Source organism: Streptomyces sp. NBC_01197, from assembly GCF_036010505.1.
GTDB lineage: Bacteria > Actinomycetota > Actinomycetes > Streptomycetales > Streptomycetaceae > Streptomyces.
Map to the genome: position 1 here is coordinate 4,743,514 of NZ_CP108569.1, position 18,987 is coordinate 4,762,500.

Below are 18,987 nucleotides of genomic sequence, written 5' to 3' on the forward strand. Positions count from 1 at the left end.
CACGCACCCCGCACCCTCACCGCACCGTGATGAACCCCTCCACGGCGCGCTCGGGACGCGCCACCGCAGGCGCGGCCGGATGCCCGACCGCCACGGCCCCCATCGGCTCCCACTCCGCGGGCAGCGCCAGCACCTCCCGCACCACGTCCCGGCAGAACATCGTGGACGAGACCCAGGCGGACCCCAGCCGCTCACCCGCCAGCGCCACCAGGAAGTTCTGCACGCCCGCACCGGTCGCGACGGAGAACATCTCCCGCTCCGCCGCGTCCCGCCGGGCGTCCCCGTACGTGTGTGAGCCGTCGAGCACCATGCAGGGCACCGCCAAGTACGGTGCCCGCCGCAGCACTTCACCGCGGCGCACCCGTTTGGCGATGGACTCGTCCGACTTGCCGTCGCGCCGCAGATCCGCGATCCACGCGTCCCGCATCGCGTCCAGCAGCCGGGTCCGCGCCGCCGCCGACTCCAGCAGGACGAAACGCCACGGCGTCGTGTGGTGCGGGGACGGCGCGGTGACCGCCGCCGCGACCGCCCGGCGCACCGCGCCCGGGTCCACCGGCTCGTCGGTGAAGTCGCGGATCGTGCGCCGCTGGGTGACCGCTTCCCGTACCGCCTCGGACGTACCGAGCCGGAACATGTCATCGGCGGCGACGCGCACCATGGCACGGGCGCGCCCGGCAGCGTCGTCGGCACCGGATGCCGTGACGACGTGCGGCAGACCGCGGACCACCGCGACCGGCAGGCCCGCGGCCTTGCCCTTCACCAGGTCGCCCGCGGCGGCCAGTTCGTCGGCGGTGGCGACGACGGTGGCGCTCAGGGGGTTGCCGTGCGCGTCCGTGCCGCCGCGCAGATCGTCGAGGACCCGCACCCCGGCGGCCCCGATCGCCACATCGGTGAGGCCGTTGCGCCACGGGCGCCCGAAGGTGTCTGTGACGAGCACGCCCACCTCTACGCCCAGCGCGTCGCGCAGGCCCTCGCGGATCGCCCGCGCCGAACTGTCGGAGTCCTCGGGGAGCAACAGCACTGTTCCGGGAGGAGTGTTGGAGGCGTCGACCCCGGCGGCGGCCATCACCAGGCCCTGCCGGTTCTCGACGATACGGAGCGTGCCGCGCCGCGCCACCACCCGTACCGTCTCCGCGTCGATCGCCGCCTCACGGTCCTCGGCCTGCACGATCCGGCCCTCGGCCTTGGAGACGATCTTGGAGGTGACGAGGACGACATCGCCGTCCGCCAGGTCGGGCGACGCGGTGGCGATCAGCTTGGCGAGGTCGTCGCCCTGGCGTACCTCCGGCAGTCCGGGCACGGCCCAGACGCGGAAGGACGTCATGCCCTGACCTCTTCGGCCAGGGTGAGCGCCTCACGTGCCATCGCCGCGGTGGCGCCCAGGTCGGTCATCATCAGCGGCACGGCCCGGCAGCGGATCCCCGCCTCCTCGACCCGGGCCACGGACGCGGCGTCGACGGTGTCGACCAGCCAGCCGTCCAGCAGACCCGAACCGTAGTGCTCGGCCACCGCGGCCGCCGTCGAATCGACGCCGACGGCGGCGAGGACCTTGTCGGCCATCCCGCGCACGGGGGCGTCCCCGACGATGGGCGAGAGTCCGACGACCGGCACACCCGCGTCGGCGATGGCCTCGCGGATGCCGGGCACGGCGAGGATGGTGCCGACGGAGACCACCGGATTCGACGGCGGGAAGATCACGACGTCGGCGGATGCGATGGCATCGAGGACGCCCGGCGCGGGCTTCGCCTGGTCGGCGCCGACCGGTACGACGGCCGCGGCCTCGACGGACGCACGCAGCCGCACCCAGTACTCCTGGAAGTGAATGGCCTTGCGCTCGCCGTCGATGTCGACGGCCACATGCGTCTCGATCCGGTCGTCCGACATCGGGATGAGCCGCACCCCCGGCTGCCACCGCTCACACAGGGCCTCGGTGACGGCGCTCAGCGGATAGCCCGCGCCGAGCATCTGGGTACGGACGATGTGCGTCGCGAAGTCACGGTCGCCGAGCCCGAACCACTCGGGTCCCACGCCGTACGCGGCGAGTTCGTCCTTGACGGTGAAGGACTCGTCGGTACGCCCCCAGCCCTGCTCCTCGTTGATGCCACCGCCGAGGGTGTACATCACCGTGTCGAGATCGGGGCAGACCTTCAGCCCGAACAGATGGATGTCGTCACCGGTGTTGCCGATGACGGTGATGTCCGCGTCAGGCGCGGCCTGCTTGAGGCCACGCAGGAATCGGGCACCACCGATGCCGCCGGCCAGAACCACAATGCGCATACAGACAGTCTGTCAGGCGAAGCCTGATCCGTTGAGGGGTGGTGGCCGGGCGACGGGTGGGACTGTCAGGCGGAGCCTGATCCGTTGAGGGGTGGTGGCCGGGTGGGGGCGCCGCCCGGCGGCAGCTGAGGGAGAGGGGCCGGACTGTCAGGCCGGTACGGCGTCCTGGGTGGCCGGGACCGCGCACTGCGGGCTGTGCATCGGCATCTCGGTCAGGCCCGGGTAGTAGATGTGCAGGCTGACGGCCGCTTCCAGCGAGTCGTTGACGACCTCGTGGGCGTACCCGGGCGCGAAGACGCGCTGAGCGCCCGCGGCCAGTGACCGCCCGCCGCGTTCGGTCCGCTCGGTCAGCGTGCCGTCGAGGACGGTCAGCACACCGGACGAACGCCCGTGGCCGTGCGGCCCGCTGCCCTGTCCCGGAACCCAGCTGAGCAGCCAGACCTCGTATCCGAGCGGGACCTCCCCCGCCCGGTCGGAGCCGGGAGCCCGGGGAACGGCGCGCAGCCGGTGGTACCAGCGGGAGACCGCGTCGTACTCGACGAGGTGGGCCCACTGGCCGCGGTCCGCGGCGATGGAGCGTGCGAGTCCGGCGAACTCGGCCACCGTGGCCGGGTGCTCGCGGGCGGGCTGGAGAAGGTGCTGGACGGCGAGGATGTCGCCGGCGATCTGCAGGTCGCTGTCGCTGTTCATGGTGCGGGGGTTCCTCGGCAGTGAAATTGCTGGGGTGTCGCAGAGAAAGATGCAGTCAGGGCTGCGGGAAGACGCTGGAGCTCGGTGGCATCAACAGCTGGAACAGCAACAGCACGCCTGGACAGCGCTGCGGAACCCACGGGCGTGGGTCACGGAGAACGCTGCGGTCGCTGGCATGGAACCAGGAGAGCGGCTCTCGGCCTCCCTGTCAACCCACTGCCCGATTTGGCCGTAATGTTTCACCTCATCCGGTTAATCCGTCCGGAGAGAGGTTTGTTCGCCAGCCGACGCGGAGATGTGGCGCAGCAAGCCCCGCCGCAAACACCGCAGGGATCTCGTGACCGGACTGTGATCTTGATCGCTTCGGCGGGCGGAGTGCGAACGGGACCGGCCCCGGCAGAGTCTCAGTCCGAGAGGGCATTGCTCCTCGCGGACCGGGAAGGCGCAGGTATGGGCCAGTGGCATGTGTCAGGTTTTTAGTGATTTGAACACTTTCCGCATAGCCTTGGTTCCGCAGAGTGAATAAGGGGCCCAATAGCAGATCTCGGCTTGACTGGCCCGGATCCACACACTTGTAATTTCACTCGTGTCGTTCGGCCGAAATCGGTAGCGACAGCAACACGGGGACGCAAAGACGGACAAGGGGCGCACATGACCGAGCTGTTCCAGCAACTGCTGGTCGAGGACGCGGATGAGGAATTCGGCTGGCAGGAGCGCGCGCTGTGCGCCCAGACCGACCCGGAGTCCTTCTTCCCCGAGAAGGGCGGTTCCACCCGCGAGGCCAAGAAGGTCTGCCTCGCCTGCGAGGTCCGCTCCGAGTGTCTTGAGTACGCCCTCGCCAACGACGAGCGGTTCGGTATCTGGGGCGGTCTGTCCGAGCGGGAGCGCCGACGACTGAAAAAGGCCGCTGTCTGACCGCAGGCCGACGAGCGCCGGCCGCGCTCTCCGGGCCGCCCGGCCGGGCAACCGGCCGCCGGCCCACGCACCACATCCGGTCCGCCGTCCGTCCCCCTGGGGCGGGCGGCGGACCGCTGTGCGAGTCAGCCGTTAGTGTGGGGCCCCGTCCGCGATGCACCAACGCCCCCGTGGGGCAGGTGCGTCCACCGCATCCGCACACCAGCCTTCCGGGGGGCAACGCCACCCGGACTCCGGCCGGAGGGGCCCGTACCTCGATGTCCGTGCACAGCCAATCGACGGCCCCTTACGAGGCCGCAACGCCTGCGTTCGCTCCCGCGCACCCGCCCGAATTCCCGCAGCATGTCGTCACCGCCGTGCTCGTCACCCACGACGGCGCCCGCTGGCTGCCCGACGCGCTCGCCGGGCTGCTCGGGCAGGAGCGGCCCGTCCAGAACGTCGTCGCGGCCGACACCGGCAGCGCCGACGCGTCCGCGAGCCTGGTCACCGAAGCGCTCGGCGCCGACCGGGTGTTGCATCTCGCACGCCGCACCGGCTTCGGTGCCGCCGTCGACGAGGCGGCCCGCACCGCGGGAGTCCTCACCCCCGAGGAACTGCCGTATCTGAAGCGGCCCAGCGGCTGGGACCCGGTGAGCCGCAGCTGGCGCGACGAGGCATACGACATGCCCGAACTGCCGCACGGTGAACCGGTGCAGTGGCTCTGGCTGCTCCACGACGACTGCGCCCCCGACCCCGACGCGCTCACCGAGCTGCTGCGCGTGGTCGACAACGACCCGCACGCCGTCATCGTCGGACCCAAACTGCGCGGCTGGTACGACCGTAAGCAACTGCTCGAAGTCGGCGTCTCGATCGCCAACAGCGGTCGCCGCTGGACCGGCCTCGACCGCCGCGAACAGGACCAGGGCCAGCACGACCAGGTCCGCTCGGTCCTGTCCGTCTCGACCGCCGGAATGCTCATCAGGCGGGACGTCTGGGAGGAACTGGGCGGGTTCGACCGCAGGCTGCCGCTGATGCGTGACGACGTGGACCTGTGCTGGCGCGCGCACGCCGCCGGCCACAGCGTCGTCGTCGCGCCCGATGCCGTACTGCGGCACGCGGAGGCATCGGCCCGCGAGCGCAGGCCCATCGACTGCGTGGGCCGCTCCGTCGCCAGCCCGCACCGCGTCGACAAGGCCGGCGCCGTCTACACCCTGCTCGTCAACACCCGCAGCCGCGGACTGCCGTACGTCATGCTGCGACTGGTCGTCGGCACCCTGCTGAGAGTGATCGCGTATCTGGTCGGCAAGGCGCCGGGACAGGCGCTCGACGAGGTCGCCGGGCTCGTCGGCACCCTGCTGCGCCCCGAGCGGATCCTCGCCGCACGCCGCAAACGCGGAGTGGGCGCGGTCGAGGCGAGCGAGCTGCGGCCGCTCTTCCCACCGCCCGGAGCCACCGTCAAGGCCACCGCCGAGCAGGTGGCCGGCCATTTCGGCGGTAGCTCCGACGTAGAGGCCGGTTCGCGGCACGGCGCCGTCGAATCCGGCCCGGGCGGTGACGACGCCGACTTCCTGGAGATCGAGCAGTTCGCCCGGCTGAAGCGGATAGCCCGCAAGCCGGCCCCCGTGCTGTTCGCCGTGCTCCTGCTGGTGTCGTTCATCGCCTGCCGGGCGCTGCTGGGCGGAGGCGCCCTCGCGGGCGGCGCCCTGCTCCCCGCGCCCGATCACGTATCGGAGCTGTGGAACCGCTACGCCGACGTATGGCACCCCCTCGGCACCGGCGGCACCCAGACCGCCCCGCCGTATCTCGGCATCCTCGCCGTGTTCTCCACCGTCCTGCTGGGCCACACCGGACTCGCGCTCACCCTGCTGCTGGTCTGCTCGGTCCCGCTGGCCGGTCTCACCGCGTACTTCGCCTCCCGCCCGCTCACCGAATCGCGGCTGCTACGGGCCTGGGGAAGCATCGCGTACGCCTTCCTGCCCGCCGCCACCGGCGCCCTGGCCTCCGGGCGGCTCGGCACGGCCGTACTCGCCGTCCTGCTGCCGCTGATCGCCCGCTGCGCCGTCTCCGCCGCCGGAGTGCGCGGGGAGCGCGGAAGCTGGCGGGCCGTCTGGGCCTACGCGTTCCTGCTCACCCTCACCATGGCCTTCACGCCCGTCGTGTGGCCGCTCGCCGTCGTCATCGGGATCGCCGTCCTGGCGCTGCACCGCGACGAGCTCACGGCGTACGGACTGCGCCTCCTCGCGGTCGCCGGTACGCCCCTCCTGCTGCTGGCACCCTGGTCGCTCTCGCTTCTCGCCGGCCCTTCCGGCTTCTTCCGCGAGGCGGGCATGGAGTTCGGCAAGGGCTCGGCATCCGCGCTCGACCTGCTGGGCATGAGTCCCGGTGGTCCGAAGGCCGCGGGCGGGGCGCTGCTCATCGGAGTGGTGCTCGCCGCGCTGGCCGCCCTGCTGCGCGGGGAGCGCCAGTTCGCCATCCGCGGCGCCTGGGCGGTGGCCCTGCTGGGTCTCGTCTTCTCGGTGCTCGCCAACAGTTCGGGCTGGGCCGGTCCCACGACGCTCGTCTACGGGCTCGCGCTGCTCGCGGCCGCCGTGCTCGGCGCGGAGGGCGCACGTGAGCGCGTGGCCACCCAGAGCTTCGGCTGGCGGCAGCCGGTCGCCGGGCTGATCGCCGTCGCCGCGCTGCTCGCCCCGGTGATCGCCGCCTTCAGCTGGATGGTCAGCGGTGCGGACGGGCCGCTGGAGCGGCGCGACCCGGTGCAGGTCCCGGCGTTCGTCGCCGAGGAGAGCGGCACCCGAGACCAGGCCCGCACCCTGATCCTCGGCGGTACGTCACCATCGGAGGTCTCGTACACGCTGGTACGCGGCTCGGGCGGCAGGCTCGGCGACGCCGAACTGGCCCGCGCCGGCGGCAGCAGCCCCCGCCTCGACAAGATCGTGTCCAACCTGGTCGCGGGCTCAGGCGCCGACCAGTCCAGCCAGCTCAGCGGGTACGCCATCCGCTATCTGCTGGTCAGGGACGGCGCGCCGCGCGAGATGAGCCGGGTGCTCGACGCCACCCCGGGGCTGAGCCGGCTCAGCCAGCTGGACGGCAGCGAGCTCTGGCGCGTCGACCGGCAGGTCGCACGGGCCACGATCGTCTCCGGTACGTCGCCGGACGCGAGTTCGGAGCCGCAGTCCGTCGCCGCGGGCCCGGTGGACATCCACACCACCGTCCCGGCCGGCAAGTCCGGCCGCGTCCTGCGGCTCGCGGACGCCACCGCCCCGGGATGGCAGGCCACCCTGGACGGCCGCGCGCTCACCAGGACGACCGTCGACGGCTGGGCCCAGGGGTTTGAACTCCCCACACAGGGCGGGAAGCTCGACGTCACCTACGACGAGCCCCTCACCCACACCCTCTGGGTCTGGGCGCAGGTGCTGCTGGCGGTCGTGCTGCTGGTGCTCGCCCTGCCCGGCCGCCGGGAGCGGATCGACGACGACCTCCCCGACGAGGAACTCGCCGTACCCGCCGAGCCGGTGGTGGGCGAGGGCCGCAGGGCCCGCAGACTGCGCGCCGCCGCCCAGGCCGAAGCCGAGGCGGCGGGGAGCCCGGACGCGACGGACGTAACGGGCGTCATGGGCATCACGGGAGCCACGGAGGACGGCCAGGCCGGCGAACCCGGCGAGCAGAGTCCGTATGCCCCCGCCGGACACCCCGCGGCGGATCCGTCGGCCCCCGCCGCCGATGACGACGTCGCCCCGCAGTACGGGACGGAGGTCCCGCAGCAGCCCGCATACGGCGACTGGGAGCAGCCCGCGTACGTGACGGGCGACTACAGCCAGTACCCGGCCGGGCAGTACGACAACGAAGGCCACTACGGCAACGGCGGCCCGTACGCCCCCGGCCAGTACGGCCAGGACGAGTACGGCAACGAAGTGCAGTACGGCAACGACGGCCAGGGAGGGGGAGGCCGGCCCGGCCAGGCCGGTCACTACGCAGATGGGCAGCAGCAGTACGACCCGTACCAGCAGCAGCCCGACGGCCAGTACGACTCGTACGGCTACGCCCTGCCGCATCAGCAGCCCCCTTACCCCGACGAGAACGAGCACCGCCCCGACGGGAGCAACCAGTGAACCGCACCGCCATCCCCCTCGCGGCGGCCGTCGCGGCCCTCGCGGCCATCACCGGTTTCGCCGTGGTCGACGCCCCGTCGGGCGCCGCCACCACGCGGCAGGCCGCCGCCCGGCTCCCCGTCGAGCGCTCCGCACTGGTCTGCCCGGCGCCCAGCACGTCGGATGTCGCCGAGACGTCGTACACCGCCTTCACCCCGGCCGGGAAGGGCGGCGGGTCCGACGGCAGCGCCGAGTTGCTGCCGTCGGTCACCGGCACGGGCGCGAAGACGAACGCCAAGGACAGCAAGGGCAAGGGCGGCGCACCGGATCAGGGGAAGCCCGTGATCTCGCTCAAGCAGCCGGGCAAGCCCGTCGTCGACCAGGAGTCCGGCGGCGATTCACCGGCGCTGATCGGTTCGGCCGACGGTCCACTGGCCCCCGGCTGGACCGTTCAGCAGACCACGACGGTCGACGCCGGCGGCTCACGCGGAGTGCTCGGCACCAACTGCACAGCACCGGACACGGACTTCTGGTTCCCGGGCGCCAGTACGGCGGCGTCCCGCCAGGACTATGTGCACCTCACCAACCCGGACGACAGCGCGGCCGTCGCCGACATCGAGCTGTACGGAAAGGACGGCGCCATCAAGTCCGAGGTGGGGGAGGGGATCACGGTCCCCGCGAAGTCGACGGTCCCGGTCCTGCTCTCCACGCTGACGCCCGATCCCGCCGACAACCTCACCGTCCATGTCAGCACCCGTACCGGCCGGGTCGGCGCCGTGGTGCAGTCCATGGACGACAAGCTCGGCAGTGACTGGCTGCCCGCTTCCACCGCCCCGGCCGACAAGCTGGTCATCCCCGGGATCCCGGCGGACGCCACCTCCGTACGGCTGGTGGCCCTCGCCCCGGGCTCGGACGACATGGACCTCAAGGTCCAGCTGGCCGGCGCCGACGGCACGATCACCCCGGCCGGACACGAGACGCTGCACCTCAAGGCGGGCATGACCTCCTCCGCGGACCTGGGCGACGTGACCAGGGGCGCGGCGGGGTCGCTGGTGCTCTCCCCGTCGGGCGGCGGCAAGACGCCCGTGGTGGCCGCCCTGCGCGTGGTACGCGGCAAGGGCAGCAAGCAGGAGGTCGCCTTCATCCCGGCGACCGCACCGGTCGGCGACCGGGCATCGGTGGCCGACAACCGCTCCAAGGGCTCGGTGCTGTCGCTGGCGGCCCCGGGCGCCACGGCGAAGGTCAAGGTCACCTCATCGCCGGGCAGCGGCGGTGGTTCCTCGGTCGTCAAGACGTACACGGTCAAGGGCGGTACGACGCTCGCGGTCAAGCCGACCCCGCCGCCCGGACTCAAGGGCTCGTACGCGCTGACGGTCGAGCCGATGGCGGGCAGCGGCCAGTTCTACGCGTCGCGGATGCTCGAACTCCCGCAGAACGGGATCCCGATGTTCACGGTGCAGACGCTCCCGGACGACCGGGGAACGGTCTCCGTGCCGCGTGCCCAGCAGGATCTGTCACTGCTGGACGACTGAAGGGGGATGGTGGCGGGCCGCCGAAGGGGAACGGCGGGCCGCCGGACGGAAGCGGCCGGCCGCCGGGCTCGTCCTGCCCGTACCGTCAGTCCTGTCCATACCGCGGATCGACCGACTCCGGTGCCAGGCCGAGCAGTTCGGCGACCTGCTCCACGACGACCTCGTGCACCAGCAGCGCCCGCTCGTCGCGGTTCTTGGTGCGGATCTCGACGGGACGCCGGTAGACGACGATCTGCGCGGGCCGGTCCTTCTCGGCGGAGACCGCGCTGCCGAGCGGCACTGTGGTCTCGCCGGGCCACTCGTCGATGCTTTCGGCGCCCTCGACCCGCGGGACGTCGAGCACCAGGAAGTCGACTTCGGAGAGTTGGGGCCAGCGCCGTTCCAGGCGTTCGACGGAGTCCGCGACCAGATCGCGGAAGGAGTCCCCGCGGCTGGTCGAGAGCGGAACCTGCGGCGGGGCCACGGGCCCGCGCATCCCCCGGCCGTGCCGGTCGCGGCGGCGCGGCCGGGGCTCGGCGGGCTGGGGCGGAAGTGAGCTGTCCATCACTGACGCAGGGTAGCTCTCCGTGCGACGCGGCGAGGCCGACGGCCGTGGTGCAGCCGTCATGTCGCGGAATGAGCATTCCGGACAGGTTCACGATCGGCGGCCGGGCTGCTTTCGATCGACGGTCTCGCACCGGCTGACTGGATATCGCCGGGGGAATGACTGGATTTGATTCGTCACTCGCTGTATGCGCCTGCACCCGTGCAGGTCAAGCGAGTTGCCGCCGGGCCGAGTGGGGCAGGGTTCGTGCCCCGACACGGTGGAGTGACGCCGGGGCGAGTCGTCGCGGCCCGCTCAAGAGTGCGGTACCGTCCAATACCGTGAGCCCTGTACGTCGCTGTTCTCGCACCGCGTGCGGCCGCCCCGCCGTCGCAACGCTGACGTACGTCTACGCCGACTCGACCGCGGTTCTCGGTCCGCTCGCGACTTACGCTGAGCCCCACTGCTATGACCTGTGCGCCGAGCACGGCGAGCGGCTGACCGCCCCGCGCGGCTGGGAGGTCGTCCGTCTCACCGACGGCTCGGCCCCCGTCAGGCCCAGCGGTGACGATCTCGAAGCGCTCGCCAACGCCGTACGGGAAGCCGCCAGACCGCACGAGCGCGCACCCGAGCCCGGTAGTGGCGCCCGCCAGACCGCACAGGCCGAGAGCGGGCGACGCGGCCACCTCCGTGTACTGCGCTCTCCGGAGTCCTGACCCCGGCTCTCACCCCCGCTTCCCGGGCCTCGCCTCCCCTCCCGCTCCCTGGGCCCCCCCCCACCGCTTCGCGGCCCCCGGCTCCCCGCAACTACTGGCGGCCGCCAACAGCCCGGGCGGGATCCTGGGCAAGATGATCTCTCCGCAGAACCTGACCATCACGTGCGCGGTGGTGGGTCTCAGGGGGCAGGAGGGAGCTCTGCTGCGCAGGGTGCTGCCGTGGAGTCCGGGGCTGTTCCTTGTGATGTGTCTGGTCGTCATGGCGCAGAGCAGGGCGGTCCTGAGCTGGATGCTGCCGTGAGGGAGCGCTTGCGCCCGGCGCGCGCCGGGCGGCGGCTCCGATGTGCCGAGAGTCCCGATTCTCCCAGGTAGTTTGATGGGCGATGGGCCCGTAGGGACAGAGCGGATATCAGGAGGACCGACGTGGCTGGTGCTGTCGATTTGTCGCAGGTCGTGAAGGCGTACGACGTACGAGGTGTCGTGCCCGACCAGTGGGACGAGTCGCTGGCCGAGCTGTTCGGGGCCGCCTTCGTGCAGGTGACGGACGCGTCGGCGATCGTCGTCGGCCACGACATGCGCCCCTCGTCGCCCGGCCTGTCCGGAGCCTTCGCGCGTGGCGCGGCGGCGCGCGGCGCGGAGGTCACCCTCATCGGCCTCTGCTCCACCGACCAGTTGTACTTCGCGTCCGGCCAATTCGACCTGCCCGGAGCGATGTTCACGGCCTCGCACAACCCGGCCCGGTACAACGGCATCAAGATGTGCCGGGCCGGGGCCTCGCCGGTCGGGCAGGACACGGGCCTGGCGGAGATCCGTACGCTCGTCGAGACCTGGTCCGCGACGGGCGCCCCCGGGGCCGCACCGACTCCCGGAACCATCACCGAGCGTGACACGTTGAAGGAGTACGCGGCCCACCTCCTCTCCCTGGTCGACCTCTCGGCGATCCGCCCGCTGAAAGTCGTGGTGGACGCGGGGAACGGCATGGGCGGACATACCGTCCCCACGGTGCTCGCCCCGCTCCCGCTCGATGTGGTCCCCCTCTACTTCGAGCTGGACGGGACATTCCCCAACCACGAGGCCAATCCGCTGGACCCGGCGAACCTCGTCGACCTCCAGGCGAAGGTCCGCGAGACCGGCGCGGACCTCGGCCTGGCTTTCGACGGGGACGCGGACCGCTGCTTCGTCATCGACGAGCGCGGTGAGGGCGTCTCGCCGTCCGCCATCACCGCTCTGGTGGCCGCCCGCGAACTGGCCGCGCACCCCGGCGGCACGGTCATCCACAACCTGATCACCTCCTGGTCGGTCCCCGAAGTCGTACGGGAGAACGGCGGCACCCCCGTCCGCACCCGGGTGGGGCACTCCTTCATCAAGCAGGAGATGGCCACGACCGGGGCGATCTTCGGCGGCGAGCACTCGGCGCACTACTACTTCCGCGAGTTCTGGAACGCCGACACCGGCATGCTCGCGGCGCTCCACGTCCTGGCCGCCCTGGGCAACCAGCCGGGGCCCCTCTCGGAGCTGGTCGCCCCGTACGACCGCTACACCGGATCCGGCGAGATCAACTCCGAGGTCACCGACCAGGCGGCCACCACAGCGCTGGTACGGGAGGCGTACGAACCCCGAGCCGGCATCACGACGGACGGCCTGGACGGCCTGACCGTGACGTCCGCGGACTGGTGGTTCAACCTCCGCCCGTCCAACACCGAGCCGCTGCTGAGGCTGAACGTGGAGGCACGGGACGAGGCGATGATGGCCGGGATCCGTGACGAGGTACTCCGTCTGGTGCGCGGGACCGGCTGACGGGAGGCCGTTGCCCGGGTGCATCCCGCCGGCACCGCATCCCGCCGACACCCCGCTCCGCGTGGCCGCGCCCGCCCACCCGAACCGTCCGATGCCCCGCACCTGCCCCGCCCCGGCGGTACGCTGACCTGGCCCAACCCGTATGCCAAACCGTACGTCCGAAGGGACCACCCCATGCCGCTCGAAGCCGGTCTCCTGGAGATCCTCGCCTGCCCGGTCTGTCACTCCCCGCTCAACGACCAGTCGGCAGCCGAGGAGAACCCGGAGCTGATCTGTACCGGTAAGGAGTGCGGTCTCGCGTACCCCGTCCGCGACGGCATTCCGGTCCTGCTCGTCGACGAGGCCCGCCGGCCCGCGTAAGGCACCCCGCCCCACGCACGCACCCGTACGCAAGGCGAATCGGAGGCAGACCCGATGCTCGACGAGTCGTTGCTCGACGCCCCGGAAGCGCTGGCCCGAGCCGACCGCCGCGGACTCCTCCGCGGCGCAGCCGAGGCCGGAGCCCGTGTCCGTACCGCCGCCCGGAACGCGGCCGAGGCCGGCCTCGCCGACCTGAACCCGGAAGGGCGGCCGCGCGCCGTACTCGTCGCCGGTTCCGGCGCCGCCGCGACCGGTGTGGCCGACCTCCTCACCGCCCTGGCCGGTGCGGCGGCCCCGGTCACCCGGCTGCACCCCACGGGGGTGGCCCCCGCCGCGGGCGCACTGCGCTGGACCCTGCCCGGCTGGGCCGGATCCGTTGACCTGCTGCTCGTCGTCACCGCCGACGGCTCGGAGCCGGGCCTCGCGCTCCTCGCGGAACAGGCATACCGGCGCGGCTGCACGGTCGTCGGCGTCGCCCCGCGCCGCTCGCCGCTGACCGAGGCGGTCAACGGGGCGCACGGCCTCGTCGTACCGATGGCCGAAGCGCCGTACGAGGAGGAGACCGAGGCGCCCTTCACCGGGGTCGGCCCCGGTGCGCTGTGGGCCCTGCTCACCCCGCTGCTGGTCCTGCTCGACCGGGTCGGCCTGGTCACCGCACCGCCCGAAACCCTGCAGCAGGTGGCCGACCGGCTGGACAGCACGGCGGAACGCTGCGGTCCGGCCATCGCCACCTACAGCAACCCCGCTAAGACCCTGGCCTCGGAACTCGCCGACTCCCTCCCGCTCATCTGGACCGAAGGCGCGTCCGCGGCCCCCGTCGGCCGCCGCTTCGCCGCCGTACTGACCGAGCTGGCGGGCCGCCCCGCTCTCGCCGCCGAACTGCCCGAGGCCCTGCCCGCGCACGGCGCGCTGCTCGTCGGCCCCTTCGCTGGCGACGCCGACCCGGACGACTTCTTCCGCGACCGGGTGGACGACCCGCAGGCGCTGCACGCCCGGGTGGTGCTCGTACGCGACCGTCCGGCGGGGGGCCTCACCGCGGCCCCGGCCGCCCGCGAGGTCGCGCTGGCCCAGGACACACCGATCAGCGAGCTGGAACCGGAGGAGGGCAGCGAGCTGGAATGCCTCGCGGAGCTCCTCGCGGTCACCGATTTCGCCGCCGCCTACGCCGCTCTTGCCACGGCCTGAACGAGAACCGCACGGACCTCTCGCGCCCGCCGCCCCCGTACAGCAGGACCACAACCGTCCGCCGAGCGACCCGCACCGCCGCCCCCAGCAGCCCGGAAAGTAGCTTCATGGACCGCCTCGCCAACACCGTGCGCCCCTACGCCTGGGGCTCGACCACCGCCATCCCGGCCCTCACCGGCACCGAGCCCACCGGCGAGCCGCAGGCCGAGATGTGGCTGGGCGCCCACCCCGGAGCCCCGTCCCGCATCGACCGCGGTACGGGCGACCAGGCACTCTCGGCCGTCATCGAAGCGGACCCGGAGGCCGAACTGGGCGCGCCGGCGGTAGCGAAGTTCGGCCCGCGACTGCCCTTCCTGCTCAAAATCCTCGCGGCCGGAGCCCCGCTCTCCCTCCAGGTCCACCCCGACCTCGCCCAGGCGAAGGAGGGGTACGCGGACGAAGAGCGCCGCGGCGTCCCGGTCGACGCCCCGCACCGCAACTACAAGGACGCCAACCACAAGCCCGAACTCATCTGCGCGCTGACGCACTTCGACGGCTTCTGCGGCTTCCGCGCACCCGCCGAATCGGCCGACCTGCTCGCTGCTCTCGACGTCGACTCGCTCAAGCCGTACGTGGACATCCTGCGCGCACACCCCGAGGAGGCGGCGCTGCGCGAGGTCCTGACGGCGGTCCTGTCCGCGGACCCCGCCGGGATGAAGGCCACGGTCACCGATGCCGCCGCCGCGGCCGAACGCCTCGGCGGCGCCCACGCCCCGTACGCCTCGATCGCCCACCACTACCCCGGCGACCCGGGCGTCATCGCCGCGATGCTGCTCAACCACGTACAACTCCAGCCCGGCGAAGCACTGTTCCTCGGCGCCGGCATTCCGCACGCGTACCTCAACGGCCTCGGCGTCGAAATCATGGCGAACTCGGACAACGTGCTCCGCTGCGGTCTGACCCCGAAACACGTCGACGTCCCCGAACTGCTCCGTATCGTCCGCTTCGAGGCGACCGAACCCGGCATCCTGCGCCCGGAAGCGGCTCCGGACGGCGAGGAGCTGTACGAGACCCCGATCGACGAGTTCCGGCTCTCGCGCTACGTACGCCCCGAGGACACCCGCCCACTCCCGCTGCCCGCGGCCACCCCGCAGATCCTGCTCTGCACGGCGGGCGCTCCCCGTGTGGGCGAACTCGCCCTGGCGCCGGGCCAGTCGGTGTTCGTCCCGGCGGGCGAGAACGTCACCCTGAGCGGTACGGGGACGGTCTTTCGCGCCACTGTTGTCGCCTGATGCGACAATGTGCGGCCGTATAGCGGCACCAAGGCCGCGGCACCGACGAAGGGAACACGTCCACCCATGAGTGCGTCAGGTGGAACCAAGGCGATCGTGGCGGCGCTCGGCGCCAACCTCTCGATCGCGGTAGCGAAGTTCGTGGCGTTCCTCTTCAGTGGCTCGTCGTCGATGCTCGCCGAGAGCGTCCACTCACTCGCCGACTCGGGCAACCAGGGGCTGCTGCTCCTCGGCGGCAAGAAGGCCCAGCGCGAGGCAACCCCGCAACACCCCTTCGGCTACGGCCGCGAGCGCTACATCTACGCCTTCCTCGTCTCGATCGTGCTGTTCTCGGTCGGCGGGATGTTCGCGGTCTACGAGGGTTACGAGAAGGTCAAGCACCCGCACTCACTGGACAACTGGTACTGGCCGGTCGGCGTCCTGGTCTTCGCGCTCATCGCGGAGGGCTACTCCTTCCGTACGGCGATCAAGGAGTCCAACCAGACGCGAGGCACGCTCTCCTGGGCCCAGTTCATCCGCCGCGCCAAGGCGCCCGAACTTCCGGTGGTACTGCTGGAGGACTTCGGCGCACTGATCGGCCTGGTCCTCGCCCTGGCCGGCGTCGGACTGGCGGTGAGTACGGGCAACGGTGTCTGGGACGGCATCGGCACGCTGTGCATCGGCACCCTGCTCATCCTGATCGCGATCGTTCTGGCAGCTGAGACCAAATCCCTGCTCCTCGGTGAGGCGGCGGGCACCGAGGAGGTCGACAAGATCAAGGAAGCGATCGTCGACCACGAGACCGTCACCTCCGTGATCCACATGCGGACGCTGCACCTCGGCCCCGAGGAACTCCTGGTGGCCGCCAAGATCGCGGTCCAGCACGACGACACGGCAGCGGAAGTGGCCCGCGCGATCAACGCCGCTGAGGCGCGCATCCGCGAAGCCGTCCCGATCGCCCGGGTGATCTATCTGGAACCGGACATCTACAGCGAGGCCGAGGCCGCGGCGGGCGAGGACCCGAAGGCGACCCCGGGCGGCCCGGCACCCGTACCGCACCACTGACGGGGACCGGACCAGCGCGCGCTTCCCCGCCCGGCCACGGAAACGTTCCGACCAGCGTTCGGGGTACGTCCCGAGGTATCTCCCAGGGTACGGATTTCAGCCGGTACCCCCGGTGGGCTGGGGGCCGCTGGGCCGACCGGTGTAGATTCGACGTGAGCCAGACGTCGCTGCTGATGGCGGTCGGGCGGTCCGTTCTGCGGACCGGCCGAGGGAGAGAGGGCCTCCGACGGACTGCGCCGCGAGCGCTCGGGCATTCGTGTGCCTTTCCGCCCGTCGCCGCAGCATCCAGCCCGTACACCCTCGACCAACCTTCCGAGGAGCAGCTCGTATGACGACCGACGCCATCACCCAGGACTTCAAGGTCGCGGATCTTTCGCTGGCCGCCTTCGGGCGCAAGGAGATCACTCTCGCCGAGCACGAGATGCCGGGTCTGATGTCGATCCGCAAGGAGTACGCCGCGTCTCAGCCGCTGGCCGGCGCTCGTGTGACCGGTTCGCTGCACATGACGGTGCAGACGGCCGTACTGATCGAGACCCTGGTCGCTCTCGGCGCCGAGGTCCGCTGGGCCTCCTGCAACATCTTCTCCACCCAGGACCACGCCGCCGCGGCGATCGCGGTCGGCCCGAAGGGCACCCCGGAGGCGCCTGCGGGCGTTCCGGTGTTCGCGTGGAAGGGCGAGAGCCTGGAGGAGTACTGGTGGTGCACGGAGCAGGCGCTGACCTGGCCGAACACCCCGACCGGCGGCCCGAACATGATCCTCGACGACGGCGGTGACGCCACCCTCCTGGTCCACAAGGGTGTCGAGTTCGAGAAGGCCGGCGCGGCCCCGGACCCGGCGACTGCGGACAGCGAGGAGTACAGCTACATCCTCAAGCTCCTCAACCGCACCCTGGGCGAGAACCCGCAGAAGTGGACGCAGCTGTCGTCCGAGATCCGCGGTGTCACCGAGGAGACGACGACCGGTGTGCACCGCCTGTACGAGATGCACCGTGACGGCACCCTCCTGTTCCCGGCGATCAACGTCAACGACGCTGTCACCAAGTCGAAGTTCGACAACAAGTACGGCTGCCGCCACTCGCTGATCGACGGCATCAACCGGGCCACCGACGTCCTGATCGGCGGCAAGGTCGCGGTCGTCTGCGGTTACGGCGATGTGGGCAAGGGCTGCGCGGAGTCGCTTCGCGGTCAGGGCGCCCGAGTGATCATCACCGAGATCGACCCGATCTGCGCTCTGCAGGCGGCGATGGACGGCTTCCAGGTCTCGACCCTGGACGACGTCGTGTCGATCGCGGACATCTTCGTCACCACGACGGGTAACAAGGACATCATCATGGCCGCCGACATGGCCAAGATGAAGCACCAGGCCATCGTCGGGAACATCGGTCACTTCGACAACGAGATCGACATGGCCGGCCTGGCCCGAATCCCCGGGATCGTGCGGGACGAGGTCAAGCCGCAGGTCCACACCTGGACGTTCGCCGACGGCAAGGTCCTGATCGTGCTGTCCGAGGGGCGGCTGCTGAACCTGGGCAACGCGACGGGCCACCCGTCGTTCGTGATGTCGAACTCGTTCGCGGACCAGACTCTGGCCCAGATCGAGCTGTTCACCAAGCCCGCCGAGTACCCGACCGACGTGTACGTGCTGCCCAAGCACCTGGACGAGAAGGTCGCCCGCCTCCACCTCGAAGCCCTCGGCGTCAAGCTCACGACGCTCCGTCCCGAGCAGGCCGCCTACATCGGCGTCCAGGTCGAGGGCCCGTACAAGTCGGACCACTACCGCTACTGAGCCCACCGGTGCCGCTGGTGCGCACGCACCGTCAGCAGCCGGCACAGCAGAAGCAGTAGGTACCAGACAGGCCCCCGCACCCCCGTGTCGGGGGCCTGCCCCGTACCGGCTCTGGAAAGACCCCAAGGACCCCATGCCCCGCGGCCGATATTCGCTCCACGATCTGCACGACCACACCCCCCTCGGTGAAGAACACTTCCACTGCGCGCCAGGCCCCTCCGGCTGGCGCTACGTCTCCCAGACCACTGCCCCCTCGGGCGACCACACGGGCTCCGTCGACCTGGCCATCGACGAACTCGGCCGCCCCATCCGCCTCGAACTCCACTCCGCGAGCTGGCAGGTCCGCGGCGCGGCCATCGAAGGCGTCACCTGGGTCCGTACAGACCCCACGGGGGTTCATGCCACCGAAGGCAACGCCCCCGCTCATGCCTTCACCGGTACATCCCCCGCCTTCCTTGTCGCCATAACCCGACTGCTCGGCCTCACCCCCGGTTCCCCCGCCACACGCCTCCGTTTGGTCGCCTTCACCGACCCGGTCCTGGCCCCCCGCACCGTCGACCAGTCCTGGGCGCTACTGAAGAGTGAAGCGCATGCCACTGACAGTGACCCTCTAGTGGTGGACGAATACCAGGTCAGCGCCCTGGACACCGGTGAGCAGTACGCGGTCCACATCGCCGGGGACGTGGTTATCGCGGCCCCTGGGATCGAGCTGGAACACCTGGAGACGCCACCGTCGGTCTTCCACTGAGCCGCAGCCCGTGACGACCCGTGGCAACGCAGGGCTGGGGTCGCAACCGCGATGTGCGTAGGACCCCGCTGAGCTG

At 71.3% G+C, this 18,987-nt stretch carries 15 protein-coding genes and 1 pseudogene; 12 read left to right on the forward strand and 4 right to left on the reverse strand.

Translation table 11 applies throughout. The features are described from left to right. Nucleotides 1-16 precede the first annotated feature (16 nt). From OG452_RS21755 to OG452_RS21765, 3 genes are all read right to left on the reverse strand, one after another. Nucleotides 17-1,324 (reverse strand): coenzyme F420-0:L-glutamate ligase, encoded by a 1,308-nt coding sequence (locus OG452_RS21755; protein ID WP_327297265.1) that lies wholly within the window; start codon nucleotides 1,322-1,324, stop codon nucleotides 17-19. Next, nucleotides 1,321-2,277, reverse strand: a complete 957-nt coding sequence (gene cofD, locus OG452_RS21760) for a 2-phospho-L-lactate transferase (protein WP_327297266.1) — start codon at nucleotides 2,275-2,277, stop codon at nucleotides 1,321-1,323. Before cofD ends, OG452_RS21755 begins: the two co-directional genes overlap by 4 nt. A gap of 147 nt (nucleotides 2,278-2,424) precedes the next feature. After that, a complete protein-coding gene (locus tag OG452_RS21765; RefSeq protein WP_327297267.1) occupies nucleotides 2,425-2,967 on the reverse strand; it encodes a cysteine dioxygenase in 543 nt (180 codons plus the stop codon). 651 nt (nucleotides 2,968-3,618) lie between these two features. Between OG452_RS21765 and OG452_RS21770 the strand changes: the two genes are divergently transcribed. From OG452_RS21770 to OG452_RS21780, 3 genes are all read left to right on the forward strand, one after another. Beyond that, on the forward strand, nucleotides 3,619-3,882 hold the full coding sequence (locus OG452_RS21770; RefSeq protein WP_164266780.1) for a WhiB family transcriptional regulator: 264 nt from the start codon (nucleotides 3,619-3,621) through the stop codon (nucleotides 3,880-3,882). A gap of 257 nt (nucleotides 3,883-4,139) precedes the next feature. Continuing rightward, a complete protein-coding gene (locus OG452_RS21775) occupies nucleotides 4,140-7,970 on the forward strand; it encodes a glycosyltransferase family 2 protein (RefSeq protein WP_327297268.1) in 3,831 nt (1,276 codons plus the stop codon). Continuing rightward, on the forward strand, nucleotides 7,967-9,481 hold the full coding sequence (locus tag OG452_RS21780; RefSeq protein WP_327297269.1) for a DUF5719 family protein: 1,515 nt from the start codon (nucleotides 7,967-7,969) through the stop codon (nucleotides 9,479-9,481). Before OG452_RS21775 ends, OG452_RS21780 begins: the two co-directional genes overlap by 4 nt. A gap of 85 nt (nucleotides 9,482-9,566) precedes the next feature. Here the strand turns inward: OG452_RS21780 and OG452_RS21785 are convergent, their stop codons facing one another. Next, the gene (locus tag OG452_RS21785) at nucleotides 9,567-10,025 is read right to left on the reverse strand and encodes a metallopeptidase family protein (protein ID WP_327297270.1); all 459 of its coding nucleotides are present in this window, start codon (nucleotides 10,023-10,025) and stop codon (nucleotides 9,567-9,569) included. Nucleotides 10,026-10,345: 320 nt separating this feature from the next. Here OG452_RS21785 and OG452_RS21790 point away from each other — a divergent pair, with 320 nt between their 5' ends. The 9 genes and pseudogenes from OG452_RS21790 (at nucleotide 10,346) to OG452_RS21830 (ending at nucleotide 18,911) form a co-directional block, all read left to right on the forward strand. Then, a complete protein-coding gene (locus tag OG452_RS21790) occupies nucleotides 10,346-10,720 on the forward strand; it encodes a DUF3499 domain-containing protein (RefSeq protein ID WP_327297271.1) in 375 nt (124 codons plus the stop codon). Between the two features lie 82 nt (nucleotides 10,721-10,802). Continuing rightward, nucleotides 10,803-11,021, forward strand: a pseudogene (locus OG452_RS21795) (L-lactate permease); the annotation flags it as partial. A 122-nt stretch (nucleotides 11,022-11,143) separates the two neighbouring features. Then, complete coding sequence (locus tag OG452_RS21800; protein WP_327297272.1) at nucleotides 11,144-12,517, forward strand: phosphomannomutase/phosphoglucomutase; 1,374 nt, start codon at nucleotides 11,144-11,146, stop codon at nucleotides 12,515-12,517. 174 nt (nucleotides 12,518-12,691) lie between these two features. Next, complete coding sequence (locus OG452_RS21805; RefSeq protein WP_266856409.1) at nucleotides 12,692-12,877, forward strand: Trm112 family protein; 186 nt, start codon at nucleotides 12,692-12,694, stop codon at nucleotides 12,875-12,877. A gap of 54 nt (nucleotides 12,878-12,931) precedes the next feature. After that, nucleotides 12,932-14,062 carry an SIS domain-containing protein gene (locus OG452_RS21810; RefSeq protein ID WP_327297273.1) on the forward strand — a complete coding sequence of 377 codons (1,131 nt, stop codon included), beginning with the start codon at nucleotides 12,932-12,934 and terminating at the stop codon, nucleotides 14,060-14,062. A 107-nt stretch (nucleotides 14,063-14,169) separates the two neighbouring features. Then, nucleotides 14,170-15,333 carry a mannose-6-phosphate isomerase, class I gene (manA, locus tag OG452_RS21815; RefSeq protein WP_327297274.1) on the forward strand — a complete coding sequence of 388 codons (1,164 nt, stop codon included), beginning with the start codon at nucleotides 14,170-14,172 and terminating at the stop codon, nucleotides 15,331-15,333. 66 nt (nucleotides 15,334-15,399) lie between these two features. Next, the gene (locus tag OG452_RS21820) at nucleotides 15,400-16,377 is read left to right on the forward strand and encodes a cation diffusion facilitator family transporter (protein ID WP_327297275.1); all 978 of its coding nucleotides are present in this window, start codon (nucleotides 15,400-15,402) and stop codon (nucleotides 16,375-16,377) included. 328 nt (nucleotides 16,378-16,705) lie between these two features. After that, entirely contained in the window at nucleotides 16,706-18,163 is a 1,458-nt protein-coding gene (ahcY, locus tag OG452_RS21825; protein WP_327297276.1) for an adenosylhomocysteinase, read from the forward strand. Between the two features lie 133 nt (nucleotides 18,164-18,296). Beyond that, nucleotides 18,297-18,911: a hypothetical protein gene (locus OG452_RS21830; RefSeq protein ID WP_327297277.1), complete on the forward strand. Its 615-nt coding sequence runs from the start codon at nucleotides 18,297-18,299 to the stop codon at nucleotides 18,909-18,911. The last annotated feature ends 76 nt before the right edge of the window (nucleotides 18,912-18,987 follow it).